A 19934-nucleotide genomic window follows, 5' to 3' on the forward strand; every position below is an offset into this window, starting at 1 on the left:
TATTTTAACTCCGTTTTCAGGGATTTCATATATCTAAGTCATTATTTTTCTATTTTGTATAGAATTTAACCCTGCAAAGTAGAATTTACTTCTGCAAAGTAGAAGTTACTTTTGCAACTCACCTATATTTATTCTATTCACCTTCTATTCAAAAAGCGGCTTCCATATGGAAACCGCTTTCATGCAGTTGACGGGACTTGAACCCGTACCCAGTTAACCCAGACTAGATCCTTAGTCTAGCGCGTATGCCAATTCCGCCACAACTGCGTTTTAGATAATCGCAAGCGTCTGTGCCGCTCACAAGTAATATCATATCATTTGTTTCATCTTCTGTCAACAATATTTTTCGTATTTTTTTAAATTTTTTAAATTGTATATTGTTTTTACAAAACATTCCCTTTTGGTACTTACTGAACGTTATTTCTCATTAATACCGATGACTTATCTTTGACATATCTTTTGCCATCACCTATAATATAAGAAGCAAAAAAAGAATTGGAGATTTCCCATGCCTAAAAAGAAAGATTTTATCCTGATCGGCGTTTTACTCGTTATTGCCCTGATCGGCCTGGGTGTGACACAGTTTCTTCAGCATCAGACCGGAGCATCCGTCACCATCACAATTGGCGGTGAGATCTACGGCACTTATCCCCTGGATCAGTCCCGTACCATTGAGATCAATGACGCTAAAGGCTACAACAAAGTGGTCATTGAGAATGGCAGCGTCCACATGGCGGATGCCGATTGTCCGGATCAATACTGTGTCCAGCACGCAGCCATTCATGCCGGCCATGAAACGATCATCTGTCTGCCTCATGAGCTGGTGGTTGAGATTACCGGCGGCGAAGTATCTGACGTCGATGTTGTGACACAGTAAGGAGTTTTTCATTATGACAAAAAAACTGACTATTTCAGCACTTCTGGTTGCATTGGCAATGATTCTCAGCTATGTAGAAGTACTGATTCCATTTAACTTCGGCATTCCCGGCATCAAGCTCGGACTGGCCAATCTGGTGGTCGTTGTGGCCCTGTATCTGCTGAATGCCAGACAGGCACTGATGATTTCCGTTGTACGTATTCTGCTTGTATCCTTTACATTCGGCAATATGGCCGCTCTGCTCTACAGTATCACCGGGGGACTTCTGAGCTTCGCAGTGATGGTTCTCTGCCGCAGGATCAAAGGTCTCTCCACGATAAGTGTCAGTGTTGCCGGCGGCATCAGCCACAACATTGGCCAGATTCTGGTGGCTGTATTCGTTGTCAAGAACCTGAATCTGCTTTTCTATCTCCCGGTACTTATGATCGCCGGCATCATTACAGGTTTGCTTATCGGCCTTGTGGCCGGTCTGATCATTCCTTCTGTCAGAAAGGCACTGCAGCTTTAATCATTAAGCGCACAAAAGCTTCATATATCAGGTGTTCATTCCCCGATATATGAAGCTTTTTGCCGTATATGCACTTAGCTTATGATACATTGCTGCATAAAACGCCTCCATGCTAATCCTCTTTCTTTCCCTGAACAAGATATGTCGTCTTTCCTGCTGTAAAAGACTGTTCAAAATCTTCCTCTTCCGACAAACTGATCAAAATATCATCAATCATCATATCGCCGTCCGCATCCACATCGAAGGGAATATCAAGTCCGTACAGATAATCTGAAACCGCATTCATCTCATCATGATAGGCAGAGGAATCAATATCTCCGATCACAAAAGTCTCCTTCTTCTCTTTACTGCCCTTTTCCTGAACATGAATTTCTACTTTATACATCACTGCTCCTCCTGTTTTCTTAATCATTTGTTTTTTATATGCCTAGTATATCATGATTCGCACCTTTGGTGCTTGACGCTGCATACGCAGCTATCATGATCGCCATTCGCCGCTCGCGATGAACAAGCATTGCTTGCTCCCGCTCGCTAACGCTCATTATATCATGATTCGCACCTTTGGTGCTTGACGCTGCATACGCAGCTATCATGATCGCCATTCGCCGCTCGCGATGAACAAGCATTGCTTGCTCCCGCTCGCTAACGCTCATTATATCATGTTTGATAAAAATTTACAGCACTTTGAAATCAACATTTGACATTATTGGTACAGTTTACTATAATAATAGGTGGAAAACATATATTAAATATATGAAGGGAGACTTAATTATGACACTCGACGAAATTAAAGTAGTTGGTATTGCTGGTGCAGGTACAATGGGCGCTTCCATGGCTCAGATTTTCGCACAGTATGGTTACACAGTTATCATTTATGATGCATTTGAAGCAGGTCTTGAAAGAGGTAAACATCTTGTAGAGATCAACCAGGCAAGCTTAGTTGAAGCTGGTGATATCACAGCAGAGCAGTCTGCTGAGATCAAGACAAAGCTCAGCTTTACAGGCGATATCAATGGTCTTAAAGACTGCGATATCATCGTTGAATCCGTTCTTGAAAGACTTGACGTTAAACAGGATTTCTGGGTAAAGGCAGAAGCTGTTGTATCCCCTGACTGTATCCTTGCTACTAACACATCCGGTCTTTCTATCAACAAGATTTTCGCTAACTGCAAAGATAAGACAAGAGCTTGCGGTATGCATTGGTTCAACCCACCTCACATCGTTCCTCTGATCGAAGTTATCAACAACGATGAGACAAAGCAGGAAATCGCTGATACAGTTTACCAGCTGTCCTTAAAGATTGGCAAGAAACCTATCTACGTTAAGAAAGATGCTCTTGGCTTCATCGGCAACAGAATTCAGGCTGCTATCCTTCGTGAAGCTGTTTACATCGTTGAACAGGGTATCGGTGACTACAAAGACGTTGATGGCGCTATGAAGTACGGCCTTGGCTTCCGTTATGCCTGCCTTGGACCTTGCGAAGTTGTTGACCAGGGTGGTCTTGATGTTCATCATCACATCGCTACATATCTTTGGGAAGACCTTTCAGACGCTAAGTATCCATCAGGTGAATTCGAAGCAATTTACCAGGCTGGCAACTACGGTGTTAAGACAGGCAAAGGCTTCTATGATTACAGCGGTGACAAGGCTGATAAGGCTATCGAAGCTCGTGACGCTATGTACCTTGCAATGGCTAAATGCAACCCAACAGGTGTTGGTGAAGCACACGGCTACGAGAACTAATATTTCGAGTTTATAGATTATTTGATCTATAAGATATAGTTAATCTCTGGAACTCCCGGAGGAAATGCCCGTTGGCATTCCTCTGGGAGTTCTATTTCTATGTTTTCACTCTATCTGCTTTTCACTGCCTGTTTCAGCACATACATTTTCTGGGTAACTTCTGTCTTAAAAAAAGAGCATCCCGACATCTATCGGAATGCTCTTCTATCGTATTCTTAATTCTGATTAAGCAAGTTTAGCCTTTGCTGTTTCACATAATGCTGTGAAAGCTGCTGCATCGCTGATAGCCATTTCAGAAAGCATCTTTCTGTTGACTTCAACACCTGCAAGCTTAAGACCATGCATCAGTTTGCTGTAAGATAAACCGTTCATTCTTGCAGCTGCGTTGATTCTTGCGATCCAAAGCTGTCTGAACTGACGTTTTCTCTGTTTTCTGCCTGCATAAGAACTTGTTAAAGCTCTCATTACGGACTGTTTTGCTACTCTATACTGTTTAGATCTGGCACCTCTGTAACCTTTAGCCAGTTTTAAAACTCTGTTATGTTTCTTCTTAGCGTTTAAGCCGCCTTTAATTCTTGCCATTTTGTCGTTCCTCCGTTTCTATTACAGGTAAGGTAAAATCTTCTTCATTACCTTTGCGTTAGTTGAATCTGTCATAGCTGCATGTCTGAGATTTCTCTTTCTCTTTGCAGATTTCTTTGTTAAGATGTGGCTCTTATAAGCTTTCATTCTCTTTAACTGACCAGTACCTGTTTTTTTGAAACGCTTTGCAGCTGCTCTACTTGTTTTTACCTTTGGCATTTTAATGTCCTCCTTAATATGAAAATGGTCTAATTACGTTTTTCAACTAAAAACATAACCATGCTCTTACCTTCCAGCTTGGCAGGTTTATCAATTACCGCAATGTCTGATAACTTCTGAGCAAAATCTTCCAGAATCGTCTTGCCGACTGCTGTATGGGCCAGCTCTCGTCCTCTGAAACGAACAGCAACTTTGACCTTATTGCCGCCTGATACAAACTTTCTTGCCTGATTCACCTTTGTATTCAGGTCATTCGTATCGATGTTCGGTGACAAACGAATCTCTTTCACTTCGATGGTCTTCTGTTTCTTGCGTGCTTCCTTCTCTCTGCGCGCCTGCTCATATCTGTACTTGCCGTAGTCGATAATCTTGCATACAGGTGGTTTGGCTGTCGGAGCGATCTTCACCAGATCCAGATTCGCCTCTCTGGCTAATTTCATTGCATCTCTGGCTGACATGATACCTAACTGTTCGCCGTCTTCCCCAATCAGTCGGATCTCCCGATCTCTGATCTGCTCATTAATCATTAATTCGCTAATAATTGACACCTCCATGTCTCATGACTTTTATTCATAACATTAAACTGAAAAATGGTGAGCAGAAAACTACTCACCATTTAAGACACGTAATGTGTAAAATACTTAAATATGAACCCAAGTCATCTGAAATGCTAAGGTGAGAGTGAGTACTCTGCTTTCTCGTACGGATGTTGTGTCTATCACACAACTTCATATATTTTACCACCTTTGCATTTCAATGTCAATAGACTTTTTGGAATTTTGATTTTATTTTGTTTTAAGTTATGTTTTAAGTTTCGTTAAAAATATCTGCTGACATTTAATTCAGTTCAAACAACTGGCGCTGTTTCAAGTCAATGCTGGCCCATGAAATATTGGAGTTTTCCTTCCCATAGAGATAAACGGTACTCTTCACTCTGACATAAAGTTTGCAGCTCTTCTTGTAGCCATTCAGATTATCTGAACTGCCGGTATCTCTCAAATATTGCTCAATATCAGCCACATTCAGGCTGAAGGCATTATTTTCTGTAATGTCAAAAGTATCACCGCTTTCCTCAATTGTTTTGCCGTCATAGCTCTTTAAAGTTCCGATTTGGTTTGTAATATTGGTTACTTTTTCACTCTCCGACGATGCACCATCAGACGAACTTCCCGCTTCATCGCTTGATTCCAGCGTACTGCCCTTGTCATTATTTATAAAGAATGAAATCTCCATCTTCTGCTTGTCAAGGTCTTCCTGGTTCAGATCCGCACTGACCATATTATAGTCCTTGACATTGATATTGAAGGTCATATCCTTTTCAAGGATATTATTCTCCCCCACTTTCCATGAGGACTGGTCTGTGGCATAATAACGGGCACCTTCAATATCCGCATCCGGATTCAGCGTATCCACAAAGTCAACCTCCGGTTTCACTGCCGTAACATTGGCAGCAGCGACCATGGCATTAATAAACAGCTGGATTTCTTCGTCGCCGTCAACCTTTCTATGGCCGGCACCGGTGTAAATCACATTACCTTTACTGTAGAAATAGTAGTTATTTCTTGCATCATTCGGCGAATCCGAATACACCGATCCCGACAGACAATACCACACAACCACATCTGAAGTGCCATCGCTTCGTCCATTGATATCTCTGTCCTGCTCCAGCGCCAGCTGATAATACTGGCCATGTGTCTTTGCTACCTGAATATTATTGCCAATTACATACGGATACTGGGTAATCGCACCATCATTAATCTTCGTAGCCGTTGTTGTTTCCTTATCTCCGATTGAACCTGTCTGCAGCATATTGTTGGTATATGCCTGGGTCTGTGCATAACTGCTCTCCCGGCTTCCATTTGTCTGCCATGCAATATCACCTGCAAGTGTCATCAATGTACCAAAATCAACACTCTGACTGTTTAATGCCTTTCCGTGCTTCAATAATGCTGAAACAGTCTCACCATTTATCTGCTCAGTTGATGTAATCCCATATCTGTCCATACCAACTACAGAACGCAAAATAGTATTTAATGATAATCCCCAGGTTCGATTTCTGCTAAAAAGCCAGTTATCATTATAAATTGAAGTGTGTTCATTATTATTGCCGAGTTCATAATCACTGTCCGCTATTTTTTCATACATATCATTCTTGTCATAATTAATATAAGATGTCGTATCATGTGAAAAAATAACACTCTTACCTGATTTAATAAAATCCAGAATATCCTGTACCTGTCCATTCTTATCTGAAATATCCTGATAAACATCATCAAAACCGATAACCAGCATCTGCTTTTCGGACAACAGTTTCTTCATTTCGCCTTTGTTCATATTGTTGATTTCAGTAAGTGTTTTTGTCTCAATCTTAATCTCAAAATCATCAATATTTTTTATCATGCTCTGAAATTTCGAATCTGTTGCCAGATTCCAGTTGCCATTTACATTGTCCGATCTTTGCGGGAGAAGCTGGAGCACATTGATCTCCTGCTACTAATTTTCTTTCTCCGGACGATCCTTCTTTAATGTATTGTATATATTCTGCATTCTCTGATCCGTATTGGCGATCACATCCGAACAATCCTTCAATTCCGCTGCAATACTATCCGGCACATCTCCTTCCGTCTTGTATTTCAGCTGATGTTCCAGACTGGCCCAAAAATCCATGGCTATTGTCCTGATCTGAACTTCTACCTTCAACAGCTTGCATCCATCAGAAAAAAATACCGGAATCTGTACAACCAGATGTAAACTTCTGTAACCATTTGGCTTCGGATTGGCAATATAATCCTTCACTTCCAATAATGTAATATCATTCTGGGAAGTCAGCATATCCGCCACCATATAAATATCCTGCACATAGCTGCAGATGACACGGATACCGGCCACATCATGAAGATTCTCCTCCACAGACTGCAGCGTCACCGGATAGCCTCTTCGTTTCAGCTTCTCCAAAATGCTTCCCGGTTTCTTCACGCGATACTTAATATAAGAAATAGGGTTATGACTGCGCTGCACCTGAAACTCATCATTGAGCACCTCTAACTTCGTCCGCACCTCCCTGATGGCACAACTGTACATCATCATCAGCTGCTGAAACTGCTCTGCCACTTCTTTGAAAGCACCGATGTTCTCCACCAAATCCACATTTTGCAAAATGACCGTCTCCAGATCAATATCTTTCCCCACTGCGACTGTATTCTCATCCATACCCCTTATCTCCTGTTCTTTATTAATTCCCCATTATCATAACATCCAAACATTTCCCACATGAAAATTCGGAGAGAAGCAGTTATTCATCTTCCTCTCCGAATGTATGTTGATTCCCAGTAACAATATCATACGACTTATACATATATTATATGAGGAATATTCCTTTTTTTCAACTGATTTTTTCCTTTACTTAAGCGATTGAAATGAACACAAAATGCAAATGATGAAATTAAATATAAAATGTAAACAGTCAAACTCAAATTATATTAAAGAGGAATCCTGTTTACAAAAAAAAGAGAGGATGTCCGTATGGGATATCCTCTCTTATGTCATTCTATTCTGTTCTCACGCTTACAATTATTCAGCTAATGCTGCTGTAATGATAGCCATGGAATAAACTTCTTCTGCGTTACATCCACGAGACAGGTCGTTGATTGGTGCATTCAGACCTAACAGGATTGGGCCGTATGCATCGAAGTTACCAAGACGCTGAGCAATCTTGTAACCGATGTTACCAGCGTTGATGTCAGGAAATACAAATACGTTCGCATGACCAGCAACTGGGTTGCCTGGGCATTTTGTACGAGCAACACGTGGAGAAACGGCAGCATCAAACTGTAACTCACCTTCGATTGGAAGGCTAGGCGCTTTTTCTTTCGCCATAGCAGCTGCTGTACGCATCTTGTCAACATCTTCACCTTTACCTGAACCCAGTGTTGAGTAGCTAAGAAAAGCAACCTTCGGATCGATACCGAAAATACGGCCGCATTCAGCAGATTCGATAGCGATTTCTACCAGTTCTTCTGCTGTTGGCTTGATGTTGATTGCACAGTCACCCATAGCTAATACTTCGTTCTCGCCTGTAGCAGATGGACGAACCATGATGAAGCATGAAGATACGATCTTGCTGCCTGGTTTTGTCTTGATCAGCTGAAGGGCTGGACGAACTGTATCTGCTGTTGAGTATGTAGCACCACCAAGAAGTGCATCTGCAACACCCATCTTAACAAGCATTGTACCGAAGTAGTTGCCTGCGGATAAGATCTTGCGTGCTTCATCCGGCTGAATGTTCTTGCTCTTACGAAGTTCACAGAACATAGCGATCATCTCATCCATTCTGTCGAAGTTCTCAGGATCGATGATCTGAGCACCTCTGATATTGTAACCATATTCTTCTGCTGCTGCCTGAACTTCATCTTCTTTGCCTACAAGGATAGGTGTAAGGAAGCTGGATGCCAGCAGACGGGATGTTGCTTCAAGAATTCTTTCATCTGTACCTTCTGTAAAAACGATTTTCTTCGGTGATGCTTTCAGTTTCTGAATCATCATACCGAAACCCTGCATATTCTTGCTCATGATATATATTCCTCCTAAATTTGTCTTTTGACAATCTCACATATATAATTTATCACTTTTTTTTCAGATTGCAATGCATTCCGCGATAATTAAAAAATTAACAAACATGCAAACTATTTCTCAGGCTTACTATGAACACTTCCAACAAAATTTATTCGTTCTCCTGTATATTTTGCACAATATTTTCAAAAGCCATACTGTGAGAAGCCTTTACAAGGACAGTATCACCCGGCTGAAGAAGATCCTGAAGAACCGCTTCAAGAGCTTCTCTTATCTCGAAATGTCTGGCCTCTCCGCCTTTTTCAGCAGCCCCCTCATACATCTCGGAGGAAAGTCCACCCACACAGAGAATCAGATCAATACCCTTCTCGGCCGCATACTGCCCGACTTCACGATGCATGGCCCTCTCATTCTCTCCAAGCTCAAACATATCACCGAGAATAGCCACCTTGCGTCCCGGTGCCGTCGCAAGCAGATCGATCGCTGCTTTCATGGATACCGGATTTGCATTATAGCAGTCATCAATGACAACTTTATCTCCGGCCTCAATCAGATGACTGCGCCCTGCAACAGCCTCAACATGGCTGATACCCGCCGTGATTTCTTCCTTCGTCATATCAAACTGAACTCCCACTGCCGCTGCTGCCATAGCATTGTAGATCATATGCTCACCCGGCAGAGGGATATTGGCATGCACCAGCACATCCCCCATATGAATATCCGCACGGCTTCCCAGCAATCCACGATTTTCAATATGATCTGCCCAGATGGCATTATCTTTGTTCATACCAAAAGTTATCGGTGCTTTGCCGTAAACGTCATGAATTGTTGCCAGCTTATCATCATCACCATTGACAATCACTGTTCCTTCCGGATTCATGAAGTCAAAAATCTCGGATTTTGCCCGAAGAATGCCATCTCTGTCAATAAGATTTTCCAGATGACACTGCCCGATATTCGTCATCACACAGATATCCGGTCTGGCCACTTCACTGAGACGATGCATTTCACCAAATGTATTGATTCCCATCTCAAGAACCGCAATCTGGTCATCATCCTGAATCCCGAAAATCGTCAGCGGCAGACCGACTTCATTATTATAGTTGCCGGCTGTTTTATGTACTTTATACTTCTCAGCAAGAACGGCTGCAATGAATTCTTTTGTACTGGTCTTACCCACACTGCCGGTGATACCCACCACCCGGATATTCAGCTGCTGACGATAAAAAGCAGCAGCCTGCTTCAGAGCCATAAAACTGTCTTCCACAAGGATACACGGTCCCAGGTCCTCTTCCGGCAATACTTCACAGATAACTGCCAGCGCACCCTTTGCAAATACGTCGGGAATAAAACGATGGCCATCCACGCGTTCACCTTTTGTTGCCACAAAAATATAGCCCGGTTCAATCTGCCTTGAATCGATAACAACACCTTTTGCCGTTTCCTGTGCCAGATCTTCGCGCATATAATAAATCTGGCCGCCGCATGCAGCTGCAATATTCTCTAAAGTCATATTTTTCATCAATTTATACCGTTTCCTTCCTGTTATTCATCTCTCATGGAAATATCAATCAATAACTGGCAAAGATCCGCATATTCAATGCCCAGCACTTTTGCCTCCTGAGGCAGCAGTGACGTTGGTGTCATACCCGGCAGTGTATTGGCTTCCAGGCAGTAAAAATCTCCCTTTTCATCCATCATAAAATCCATACGTGCGTAATTCTTCAGACGCAGTACCTTGAAAGCCTGCTCTGCTGCCGCCTGCATGGCCAGCGTCTTCTCTTCACTGAGTTCTGCCGGACATGTTTCAATCGTCGATCCCGCCTGATACTTATTCTTATAATCATAGAAGCCATGGATCGGTGCAATCTCAATGATCGGATACGCTTTACCATCTACAACACCTACAGAAAATTCACGGCCCTTGATATACTGTTCAATAACGACTTCATCATCGTATTTAAACGCTTCTTCAAGTGCTGCCGCATATTCTTCATCATTATTCGCCATAACAACACCGACACTGGAACCGCCGCAGCAAGCCTTCACAACACAAGGATAAGGCACCTTTACATCCGGTGTTTCCCCTTTCTTCAATCGAATGCCAACAGGTGTCGGCACACCGCCTGCTGCAAACAAATCTTTAGAAATAGCTTTATTCATGCAGATTGCTGAACTTACATAATCCGTGCCAGTATAACGGATACCATTCAGATCAAAACATGCCTGAATCTTTCCGTTCTCGCCATTCTCACCATGCAGTGCCATAAAGACAACATCCGCCTGCTGACAGATGTCAATGACATGCGGGCCGAAGAAATTCTTCTTCCAATCCAGACGAAGAGCCTTCACTGCATCAATATCCGGATTCTGATCCTTAATAGCGCCTACAGAAGCTGTCCAGTCTACATCCTTTTCAAACACATTCTTCCAGTCCTCATTCGCATAACCCAGAAATACATCCAAAAGCATGACCTGATGACCTTTGCTCTTTAATGCTTTATAAATACCCATTCCCGATACAAGAGAAACATCTCGTTCCGTACTGATTCCACCTGCTAAAACAACGATTTTCATTTTAAATTCCTTTCTGAATCTACCGGCATGAGCAAATTTCTTCAATATTTCAGAGAAATGAGAAATTTGCATCTGCCTGGTACATCACAACAATATTATTATTAAAATCCATTTATTTTTTTTGCATTTAATAACTAAGTTAGCCTCTTGCACATTATACATCGCCAGCCTTGCCTTGTAAAGCGACCCTTTGACTGAATTTTCTGCCATGAGCAATTTTTATACTTGCTTTTTCTCAGTTTACACAAATTTCCAAATATGTTACCATAGTATTTGGCGACTAAGATTTAAGAGAATCACTGATAATGCTTAAAATATATCCCTTTCTGTTCTCTAAACTTACGACAGACTACAATATCTGCCATCCTGCTGGCAGATTCGAAATCTAGGAGGATTTATGACCAAAACAATTGATTTACTCCATGGCAAAATCATGCGCTCACTCTGCATTTTAGCAGTGCCCATTGTCATGACTTATTTTATACAGATGGCCTACAATTTCATCGACATGATCTGGATTGGCCGTCTTGGCAGCGGCGCAGTGGCCGGTGTCGGCGTAGCCGGTATGTTTACCTGGTTTTCCAATGGACTGGTCATGATGGCCAAGATGGGCGGTCAGGTGAAGATTGGTCACTGCCTCGGCGCCGGTGACGACGATGATGCACGCCGCTATCTCGGCGCTGCCCTGAAGCTTGGCATCGTATTTGCCCTGTTTTTCGGCATTGGTATAAATATTCTGGCACACTCACTGATCGGCTTTTTTCATCTGAGCAGTCCGGCAGTCATCCATGATGCTGTATTGTATCTCCGCATTACCTGCGGCCTGGTTATATTTACCTTTATGAACCAGATTTTCACGTCATCTTTCAATGTCTATGGGGACAGCCGGACACCGTTTATCATTAATACATGCGGTCTTGTCAGCAATGTCATTGCGGACCCGCTGCTGATCTTCGGCATTGGCCCTTTCCCGGCTCTGGGCGTGGCCGGTGCCGCTGTTGCTACTGTTTTTGCCCAGATGTTTGTCTTTATCCTGTTTATCTTTACCATCAGGAAACGACACCCCCTTTACCGTGGGCTGAAACTGGCGGAACCAAGGCCATTTCAGTATTATACACAGATTATACGCATCGGCCTTCCGCTTTCTCTGCAGGATATGCTATTTTCATGCTGTTCCATGCTGATTGCCCGCTTTGTCGCCGTTTACGGGGACGGCGCTGTAGCTGCGCAGAAAGTCGGCACTCAGGTTGAATCCCTGTCCTGGATGGCTGCCGACGGTTTTATGGCCGCTATCAATGCCTTTATCTCACAGAACTATGGTGCCGGACAGCTGGATCGTGTCAAAGCCGGTTATCGTTCCATCATGAAAATTGTTCTTGTCTGGGGAAGTCTCTGCACATTACTGCTTGTTTTCCTCCCGGAACCGATTTTCAGAATTTTCCTGAACGATGATACTGTTTTGCCGATCGGTATCGACTATCTGCGCATCATGGGTTTTTCACAGCTTTTTATGTGTGCCGAAATTACAACAGCAGGTGCCTTCGGAGGTCTGGGCAACACCTTGCCACCTTCCAGCGAAAGCATCCTGCTGACATGTATGCGTATTCCTTTACTTCTTATTCTGACAAAAACACCCCTTGGCCTTTCAGGCATCTGGTGGAGCATCAGTATCTCCAGCATACTGAAAGGAATCGTTCTTGTCTCATGGTATCTTATTTATCAGCGGCGCCTTTTGTCCGCATCCGCTTCATCTGCTGATATCAGGCCCTGACGGATGGCTTCCATCCGCTCGGCCTCTTCTTCCGGAAGATAATTCAGCAGATAATTGCCTCTCTCCTGATTCCTCTCCAGATGCTCACGGCGGATTTCGACTTTTATCCGCTCGATTTCCTGCCGCAATTCTCTGGCTGACATCAGAAGGCACCCCTGACTTCGGATAATCACCTGCTCAAGGCCATCTGATGTTGCCACGGTTACTTTATACTTTCTTCCGATGGCATGGGCCGTCTTTTCGATATACTGATCTGCCGTCTCTGCCTCCTTTGTAAAAACGACATCAATATTATGCCACTTTGTCACTTCACCCGGAAATCCTTCCACTTTATAGGCATCAAAAACAAGAATCACCCTCTGGCTTGTATAGCCCTGATAGTTGGACAATGTCTCCATCAACTTGTTGCGTGCAGCGTCCATACTATGTTCCGACAATTCATGCAGATCTTCCCAGGCAAAAATGATATTATAACCGTCCACAAGCAGATAGCTTTCCTGTGCGGTCGCCTGTCGTCTGTTCTCCTGCTGCTTCTTTTCACCTCGCCAGCTGCCTTTACCTGATGAATCACTCAACCCACCTGTCAGTTTCCCTGAAGAGCCTGATACTTCTGAATAACTTGTATCCGCTCCTCTGAATGTACGTTCTTTCTGTGGCTTTCGTCGCTTAATTTCACCATATGTTCTGACAAAAATAGCTTCCAGTTCTTTATCATCCGCCAGAGACGGTGCAATGCTTCGGCTTCTGGCAGCCTTCGCTTTTGCTGTCATCACCGCATCCTCATCCTCAGCACCTGCCGTCTCTCCATCCAGTCCGGCGCCTTCCAGATGCATATAATCTTCCACTTCATACCATGGCACTACAAATCCTGCACCATGGGCACAGAACACAGACCCCGTCGGATTTGCCAGATCCCGCTCCGGATCATAGGCTGATGCCACCAGTACTTCTTCCGTATTATGGCAAGGATAATAGCCCGCCATTGTACAGAACAATCGTCCTGTGCCTCCGGTATAGGCAGCCACATCCTTCTGATATTCACGCATTTCTGAAACGGGTGCCATTCCTGTTAATACGGCTGTTTCGCCCTCATTTTCTCCAAGTTCAAACCTGCCGCTCATCTTCTCAATATCTGTCATGGCATGTCCTACCAGCCGCTGCGGCAATTCCAGCCTGAAGCGGTAATAAGGTTCCAGCAGAACACTTTCTGCTTTCTGCAGTCCCTGGCGCACCGCTCTGTATGTCGCCTGCCTGAAATCCCCGCCTTCGGTATGCTTCTGATGTGCTCTTCCCGCAATCAATGTGATGCGCATATCCGTGATCGGCGCTCCCATCAATACGCCTCTGTGAACCTTTTCCTCCAGATGTGTCAGAATCAGACGCTGCCAGTTGCGATCCAGCATATTCTCGCTGCAGACAGTATCGAAGACAAGTCCGCTGCCGGCCTCCAAAGGTTCCATTAAAAGGTGGACTTCCGCATAGTGTCTGAGAGGTTCAAAGTGACCCACACCTTCCACCGGTGCTGCAATCGTTTCCTTATATACAATCTGTCCTGCACCAAATTTTACTTCCAGCCCAAACCGCTCATGGATCATCTGCTGCAATATTTCTGTCTGGATCTCACCCATCAGCTGCACAAGCACCTGTCCTGAAATATCATCCCATACAATATGCAGTTCCGGCTCTTCTTCTTCCAACTGACGCAATTGATGCAGTACCTTGTGCAGATCACTGCCCTCCGGCAGTTCAACCCTGTAAGTCAGTACAGGTTCCAAAAGGGGCACTACCTGCTCAGCCTCCGCTCCCAGTCCGTCTCCGGCCTGTGTCTGTGTAAGCCCTGTCACTGCACAAACCGTACCTGCTGAAGCTGCATCAACTGTCTCAAACTTTGTTCCATTATATATACGGATCTGATTAACCTTTTCTTCCCATTCACCTGCCGAAGTATCTTTCCCGGATAATGTATCCTCTGCCTCACCCCCGGCTTCCTGTCTTCTCCGTATAGGGCCCCGGAGCTGTGCCTTGACCTTCAGGCTGCCACCGGTAATCTTCATATAAGTCAGGCGTCCGCCCTGGGCATCCCTTGCGATTTTAAATACTCTGGCCCCGAATGTCTCCGGATACTGCTTCTCTTCTGTCCATTTTGCAATGCCGTCCAACAACTCCTGCACCCCTGTCAATTTCAGGGCTGAACCGAAGAAGCACGGAAAAACCTTTCTCCCGGTGATCATTCTGCGCACCTGTTCATCCGTCACAGTTCCCTTTTCCAGATAAGCTTCCAGCACCTTCTCATCGCACATCGCCAGATTCTCATTGCGTGCATCTGCTTCTTCGGAAAAATCAATACAACTGTCCCCGAGTCGCTGTCTGATCTCCTCCATCAAAGCCCTTCTGTCTGTCCCATTCTGATCCATTTTATTCACAAAAATAAATGTAGGCACCTCATACCGTGCCAGAAGACGCCACAGTGTCTGTGTATGTCCCTGAACACCGTCTGCACCGCTGATCACCAGCACCGCATAGTCAAGCACCTGAAGCGTTCGCTCCATCTCTGCTGAAAAATCCACATGTCCCGGTGTGTCAAGCAGTGTATACGATCTTCCCCGCATCTCAATTTCGGCCTGCTTTGAGAAAATAGTGATGCCTCTCTCCCTCTCCAGACTGTAAGTATCCAGAAAAGCATCTTTGTTATCTACTCTGCCCAGCTTTCTGATACTGCCTGTCAGATAAAGAATGCTCTCAGATAACGTTGTCTTTCCCGCATCCACATGTGCAAGAATACCTAATACTGTTTTACTCATCTATATCAAATCCTTTGTTTTTCATTCAGTGCTTTTTTTATTGTAAACTATTTTCCCAATTCCGCAAAGTACTAATTCCCTTTTTCTGTATTTGTGAAATATTTATGAAAAAGTATTTGAAATTCCATCAAAACCATAGTATAATAGATAGGCACTGGAGACGTATCGAAGTGGCCATAACGAGCTTGACTCGAAATCAAGTTGTCGGGCAACCGGCACATGGGTTCGAATCCCATCGTCTCCGCTATACAAATTGAGGCTGTTACCTCAGAGTAACAGCCTCTTTTCTTTTTTCAATGCTGAATTTTTCTTATTTCCAGTCCATTATCCACCATTTCGGATTTTTTCAGGAAAGTTTTCAACCGCCAATCACAATACTATACACCTTTTTAAATGTTTCATCCACATTCAGGCTGTTGATACCCGGTTTGTCCTGCAATTCACCTTCATAGCCGAAATTGTCGCATCGTCCGCACCACGGTTCCAGGCACACAAAAGGTGCTCCCGGGGCTGCCCAGATACCAAAATTCGGAAATCCGTCACATAACAGGGTCAAATAATCCGAGCCATCCGGCATAACAATTCCTGCCTGTCTGATCTGTCCGCCGTCAAAAACAAGGGCATCCAGGTCAAAAAGGTCTTTTCTCAGCTGGTATTTGTGATCAGTCAACATCATTGTGTAAACCTTATCCGGCAAACCGGTTCCCGTATTCATGTCGATGTGGATAAAATGCAATTCATCCTGATCCTCCGCAAACTTCAGCGCATAATCACTGTATTCCGTATCCGGCAGCACCGGCACATTAAATCCGGGATGTCCGCCAATTGTAAAATGCATCGGGTGGTCACCTGTATTCTTTACCTGCCACTGTATATCCACTTTATCTCCATCCAACCGATGGGTGATCATCAATTCAAAATCAAACGGATAAACCTTTCTTGTTTCTGCATTCGACACCAGTCGATGGGTCACAGAAGCCGGACTTTCTTCAACTCTTTCCAACACATAATCTCTGGCAAAACCATGCTGATCCTGCACATAATGTCTGCCCTGATACAGGTATTCGCCGCCGTAAAACTTGCCTACATTCGGAAAAAGGATCGGTGCCTGTCTTTTCCACCAGGCCGGGTCTCCCTGCCAAATCAGTTCGCGGCTATATTTTTTGTCATAAATGCTGACAAGTTCTGCACCCAAATCATCGATCGTCACAACCAGACGGTCATTTTCCATCTTAAATCTTCCCATATCTATTCGCCTTCTCTTTCTTATGCAATCTATTGATGTATATTTTTATTATCAAACAGCAACATATCCCGCTTGTATCAGCTTCTGACCGCCCATCGGAGTTTTGTGGAATGTGCACGGCTGTTGCATCTGCATTCTTCCGCAGAAGGACGAATCACATCCTTCGCGGCTTCACTGTAAATACCAGCTTTCACATTTTCCTTGAAAGATTTCTTTACCAGTCTGTCTTCTCCTGAATGGAACGTCAAAACAGCTACTCTGCCGCCCGGATTCAACACATCCGGAAGTTTCTGAAGAAAAGCTTCCAACACTTCAAATTCACTGTTCACATCAATACGCAGCGCCTGAAATGTTCTGGCACAGGATTTCTTCACTGCCTCTTTCCGATCTGCAGCCGGTACTCTGACCAACGCCTTTTCAATTAATTCACGCAGTTTTGATGTTGTATCCACCGGATGCCCTTTTTTCAGTTCCTGCATCACAACTGACGCAATCTCTGCCGCATAAGGTTCATCAGAGTTCTCAATCAACATACCCTCAAATTCATCCCTTGTCACATGCTTTAACCGCTCGGATGCAGGCTCTCCCTTTGTCTGATCCAGTCTCAGATCCAACGGTCCGTCATATTTATAAGAAAATCCTCTGTCCGGGTTATCAATCTGCATGGAAGAAACCCCCAGGTCTGCCAGTATAAAATCGAATTTGCCGTCTTTTTCGGCTACCTCATCAATATTGGCAAAGTTGATCTTCCGAACCGTCAGTATGTCCGGTCCGAATCCCTGATTTCTCAACCTCTCTTCTGTCTTGGCCATCTCAATGGCATCCACATCAAGAGCCGTCAGATGACCTTCGCCATTCAGGCACCTCAACATAGCGGATGTATGCCCGCCATATCCCAACGTAGCATCCAGTCCTCTTTGCCCCGGCTGAATCTGCAGAAAATCAAGGATTTCCTGCACCATGATCGATATATGCATTCCTGCCGGTGTGCCGCCCTTCCGAATCACTTTCTCAACTGTTTCACCGTATTTCTCAGGATTCAGCTCCTTGTATTTCTCGTTGTAATGTCTCGGATGTGTTCCTTTGTACCGTACCCTTCTCTTGTGTACCGGTTGATTTTCTGTATTACTTTCCATTTAATCTTCCTTCCATCCTTCGTTCAAACGGGATAAAACACGCTTCGCGCGTTTCATCCCGTTATCACATTCTCTACTGTTCCATTGCCCCGGATACCTCACCGGCTTCAACGGCAGGTGTTGCCTCCTCCGGTGCGCTGGTTGCCGGCGCACTTGTCTCTGGCGGGTTCGTTGCCGGTGCACTTGTCTCAGGTGCACTTGTCTCTGGCGCACTTGTCTCAGGTGGGTTCGTCTCCGGCGCACTTGTCTCTGGCGCACTTGTCTCAGGTGCTTTTGTTTCTGTTGCCTTCGTCTCAGTTTCCTGCTTTTTCTCTGTTTCCTTCTTTGTCTCAGTCTCTTGCTTCGTCTCTGCCTCTGTATTCTTGCTGCTAGATGAACTGCTTCCGGATGTCTGTCCAGACACATAAGTGACACCGCCGTACACGACAACATAATAACCTGTACTGATATTATTATAGAGTGTTTTTGCCTTCTCATAAGGCATATTGATACATCCATGGGAACCATTGTACTGATAAATTGTTCCGCCAAAACTGCTTCTCCACGTAGCATCATGGAAACCAACACCGCCGTTAAACGGCATCCAGAATGATACCGGTGAAGCATAATCGGCACCTCGAAGAACTGTATTCTTCTCCATGCTGTATACCTGATAAACACCGGTCGGTGTCATATGGGTCTGGCTGACATTTCCTGATACAATATTCGAGGACATGATCAGTTCACTATTCTTATATAAATACAACTTCTGATTCGTCAGATCCACTTCCACATAATTGCCTCCGAAATTCTTCTTGATACCGGAAGCACTTTCCGTATAAGGCACTTCACGCTCGCCTGAAACTTCATCTGTCAGACACTGTAAAACATCTTCAAATAAAGCACTTGTATCAAGAGTCTCTCCGCTCACCGGTACATTCAGTGAAATCACACTTCCCGATGTGGTTGTGAAATCCATATTCATCTTCTTGGAACTGTATTTCTCAGAAATGCCATTCACCCATTCCTGTACTTTATCATGATCAATCTGAAGCGTACCGTCTTCATCAATATACACCCACTGGCTGATCTGTTCGTGATTGATCACTTCTTCCTTCTTTTCACCGTTCTTCTTAAATGGATACTTCAGTTCTACCTGAAGATAGGCATTAGCCTGCTGCAAAATCTCATCGGCATTCTCAGAATCCTCACTCAAAACAGGCTTCTTATACAGGCCCTTGGCCTCAACATCCAGTTTCGATACATTCTCTTCAATCGCATCTTCAACCGCTGCTGTCACTTCACCTTCATCCAGCGTTGTTCCCTGCTCACCGTTACGCAATGAAAAAGCATTCTTCCCTGCATCATAAACCAGCTGTGCATTCTCCGGTGCGATCATCTTCGTTGTATCCATTGCACTGCACTGCGCCAATTCCTGTTTGACGCGCTCTTCATTATATGTAAAAAGATTATTCACTGTCAGTGCCAGATCCTTCTGATCGGTTTCTTTCAGCTTATGCTCATTCTGCCGATCCTTCAATGCCTGCAGATCTGACGCTTCGTTGTAAGCCATCTGAATGTCACTGCCTTTGATGGTCAGCTGTTCATTCTTAAAATCTACGACAAGCTCATAATCCTTCGCAGATTCCTTCAGCTGTTCTTCCAACTCGCTGACAGACATTCCTTCAATATTCATATCATTCAATGTTGTTCCCGGATAAAAAACATTCTTATAATTATTACTTCCGGCCATAAAATACCAGCCGCCGAAACCAGCTGCCAAAGCAGCCACTACCACCACAGTTATGCCAAATATCCTGAACTTCTTATTCTTCATCATCTATTCCCCCTGTAGAATCATTCTATTTTAATTTCTTACTATTCGCCTATTATATCATGATTCGCACCTTTGGTGCTTGACGCTGC

17 protein-coding genes and 2 tRNA genes are annotated in these 19934 nt (G+C 44.2%); 5 read left to right on the forward strand and 14 right to left on the reverse strand.

All coding sequences use genetic code 11. From position 1 onward, the window contains the following. Nucleotides 1–182: 182 nt before the first annotated feature. Nucleotides 183–267 (reverse strand) — tRNA-Leu (locus NBH03_RS05340). Nucleotides 268–508: 241 nt separating this feature from the next. Here NBH03_RS05340 and NBH03_RS05345 point away from each other — a divergent pair. Both NBH03_RS05345 and NBH03_RS05350 read left to right on the forward strand, forming a co-directional pair. After that, nucleotides 509–877 (forward strand): NusG domain II-containing protein, encoded by a 369-nt coding sequence (locus tag NBH03_RS05345; protein WP_215691044.1) that lies wholly within the window; start codon nt 509–511, stop codon nt 875–877. A 13-nt stretch (nt 878–890) separates the two neighbouring features. Beyond that, on the forward strand, nt 891–1385 hold the full coding sequence (locus tag NBH03_RS05350; protein WP_250797923.1) for a Gx transporter family protein: 495 nt from the start codon (nt 891–893) through the stop codon (nt 1383–1385). Between the two features lie 112 nt (nt 1386–1497). Here the strand turns inward: NBH03_RS05350 and NBH03_RS05355 are convergent, their stop codons facing one another. After that, nucleotides 1498–1770, reverse strand: coding sequence for a hypothetical protein (locus NBH03_RS05355; RefSeq protein ID WP_117538599.1), 273 nt, complete (start codon nt 1768–1770; stop codon nt 1498–1500). A gap of 386 nt (nt 1771–2156) precedes the next feature. On the opposite strand from NBH03_RS05355, the gene NBH03_RS05360 reads away from it, so the two are divergent. Further along, nucleotides 2157–3128 carry a 3-hydroxyacyl-CoA dehydrogenase family protein gene (locus NBH03_RS05360; protein ID WP_117538600.1) on the forward strand — a complete coding sequence of 324 codons (972 nt, stop codon included), beginning with the start codon at nt 2157–2159 and terminating at the stop codon, nt 3126–3128. Nucleotides 3129–3353: 225 nt separating this feature from the next. Here NBH03_RS05360 and rplT read toward each other — a convergent pair whose 3' ends face one another. From rplT to NBH03_RS05400, 8 genes are all read right to left on the reverse strand, one after another. Beyond that, nucleotides 3354–3710: a 50S ribosomal protein L20 gene (rplT, locus tag NBH03_RS05365; RefSeq protein WP_015515382.1), complete on the reverse strand. Its 357-nt coding sequence runs from the start codon at nt 3708–3710 to the stop codon at nt 3354–3356. A gap of 21 nt (nt 3711–3731) precedes the next feature. Beyond that, a complete protein-coding gene (gene rpmI, locus NBH03_RS05370) occupies nt 3732–3929 on the reverse strand; it encodes a 50S ribosomal protein L35 (protein WP_015515381.1) in 198 nt (65 codons plus the stop codon). A gap of 29 nt (nt 3930–3958) precedes the next feature. Next, nucleotides 3959–4456, reverse strand: coding sequence for a translation initiation factor IF-3 (infC, locus tag NBH03_RS05375; protein ID WP_015515380.1), 498 nt, complete (start codon nt 4454–4456; stop codon nt 3959–3961). Nucleotides 4457–4766: 310 nt separating this feature from the next. Then, on the reverse strand, nt 4767–6407 hold the full coding sequence (locus tag NBH03_RS05380; RefSeq protein ID WP_250797924.1) for a DUF5057 domain-containing protein: 1641 nt from the start codon (nt 6405–6407) through the stop codon (nt 4767–4769). Between the two features lie 15 nt (nt 6408–6422). Then, nucleotides 6423–7139, reverse strand: coding sequence for a GTP pyrophosphokinase (locus tag NBH03_RS05385; protein WP_015515368.1), 717 nt, complete (start codon nt 7137–7139; stop codon nt 6423–6425). A gap of 360 nt (nt 7140–7499) precedes the next feature. After that, nucleotides 7500–8486 (reverse strand): phosphate acetyltransferase, encoded by a 987-nt coding sequence (gene pta / locus NBH03_RS05390; protein ID WP_250798149.1) that lies wholly within the window; start codon nt 8484–8486, stop codon nt 7500–7502. Nucleotides 8487–8649: 163 nt separating this feature from the next. Beyond that, a complete protein-coding gene (locus NBH03_RS05395) occupies nt 8650–10020 on the reverse strand; it encodes a UDP-N-acetylmuramoyl-tripeptide--D-alanyl-D-alanine ligase (protein WP_117527276.1) in 1371 nt (456 codons plus the stop codon). Nucleotides 10021–10043: 23 nt separating this feature from the next. Beyond that, on the reverse strand, nt 10044–11075 hold the full coding sequence (locus NBH03_RS05400) for a D-alanine--D-alanine ligase family protein (protein ID WP_250797926.1): 1032 nt from the start codon (nt 11073–11075) through the stop codon (nt 10044–10046). 397 nt (nt 11076–11472) lie between these two features. On the opposite strand from NBH03_RS05400, the gene NBH03_RS05405 reads away from it, so the two are divergent. Then, nucleotides 11473–12846, forward strand: coding sequence for an MATE family efflux transporter (locus NBH03_RS05405; protein ID WP_250797928.1), 1374 nt, complete (start codon nt 11473–11475; stop codon nt 12844–12846). Here the strand turns inward: NBH03_RS05405 and NBH03_RS05410 are convergent. Then, nucleotides 12795–15647: a translation factor GTPase family protein gene (locus NBH03_RS05410; protein WP_250797932.1), complete on the reverse strand. Its 2853-nt coding sequence runs from the start codon at nt 15645–15647 to the stop codon at nt 12795–12797. The genes NBH03_RS05405 and NBH03_RS05410 overlap by 52 nt on opposite strands. A gap of 156 nt (nt 15648–15803) precedes the next feature. Between NBH03_RS05410 and NBH03_RS05415 the strand changes: the two genes are divergently transcribed. Then, nucleotides 15804–15891, forward strand: a tRNA-Ser gene (locus NBH03_RS05415). Nucleotides 15892–16005: 114 nt separating this feature from the next. Here NBH03_RS05415 and NBH03_RS05420 read toward each other — a convergent pair. The 3 genes from NBH03_RS05420 to NBH03_RS05430 form a co-directional block, all read right to left on the reverse strand. After that, nucleotides 16006–16893 (reverse strand): aldose 1-epimerase family protein, encoded by an 888-nt coding sequence (locus NBH03_RS05420; RefSeq protein ID WP_117527272.1) that lies wholly within the window; start codon nt 16891–16893, stop codon nt 16006–16008. 77 nt (nt 16894–16970) lie between these two features. Next, complete coding sequence (gene rsmH / locus NBH03_RS05425; protein ID WP_015515361.1) at nt 16971–18029, reverse strand: 16S rRNA (cytosine(1402)-N(4))-methyltransferase RsmH; 1059 nt, start codon at nt 18027–18029, stop codon at nt 16971–16973. A 73-nt stretch (nt 18030–18102) separates the two neighbouring features. Further along, nucleotides 18103–19848, reverse strand: coding sequence for a L,D-transpeptidase (locus NBH03_RS05430; RefSeq protein WP_250797934.1), 1746 nt, complete (start codon nt 19846–19848; stop codon nt 18103–18105). Between the last annotated feature and the right edge of the window lie 86 nt (nt 19849–19934).

Source organism: Coprococcus intestinalis, assembly GCF_023656595.1.
GTDB classification, from domain to species: domain Bacteria; phylum Bacillota; class Clostridia; order Lachnospirales; family Lachnospiraceae; genus Coprococcus_A; species Coprococcus_A intestinihominis.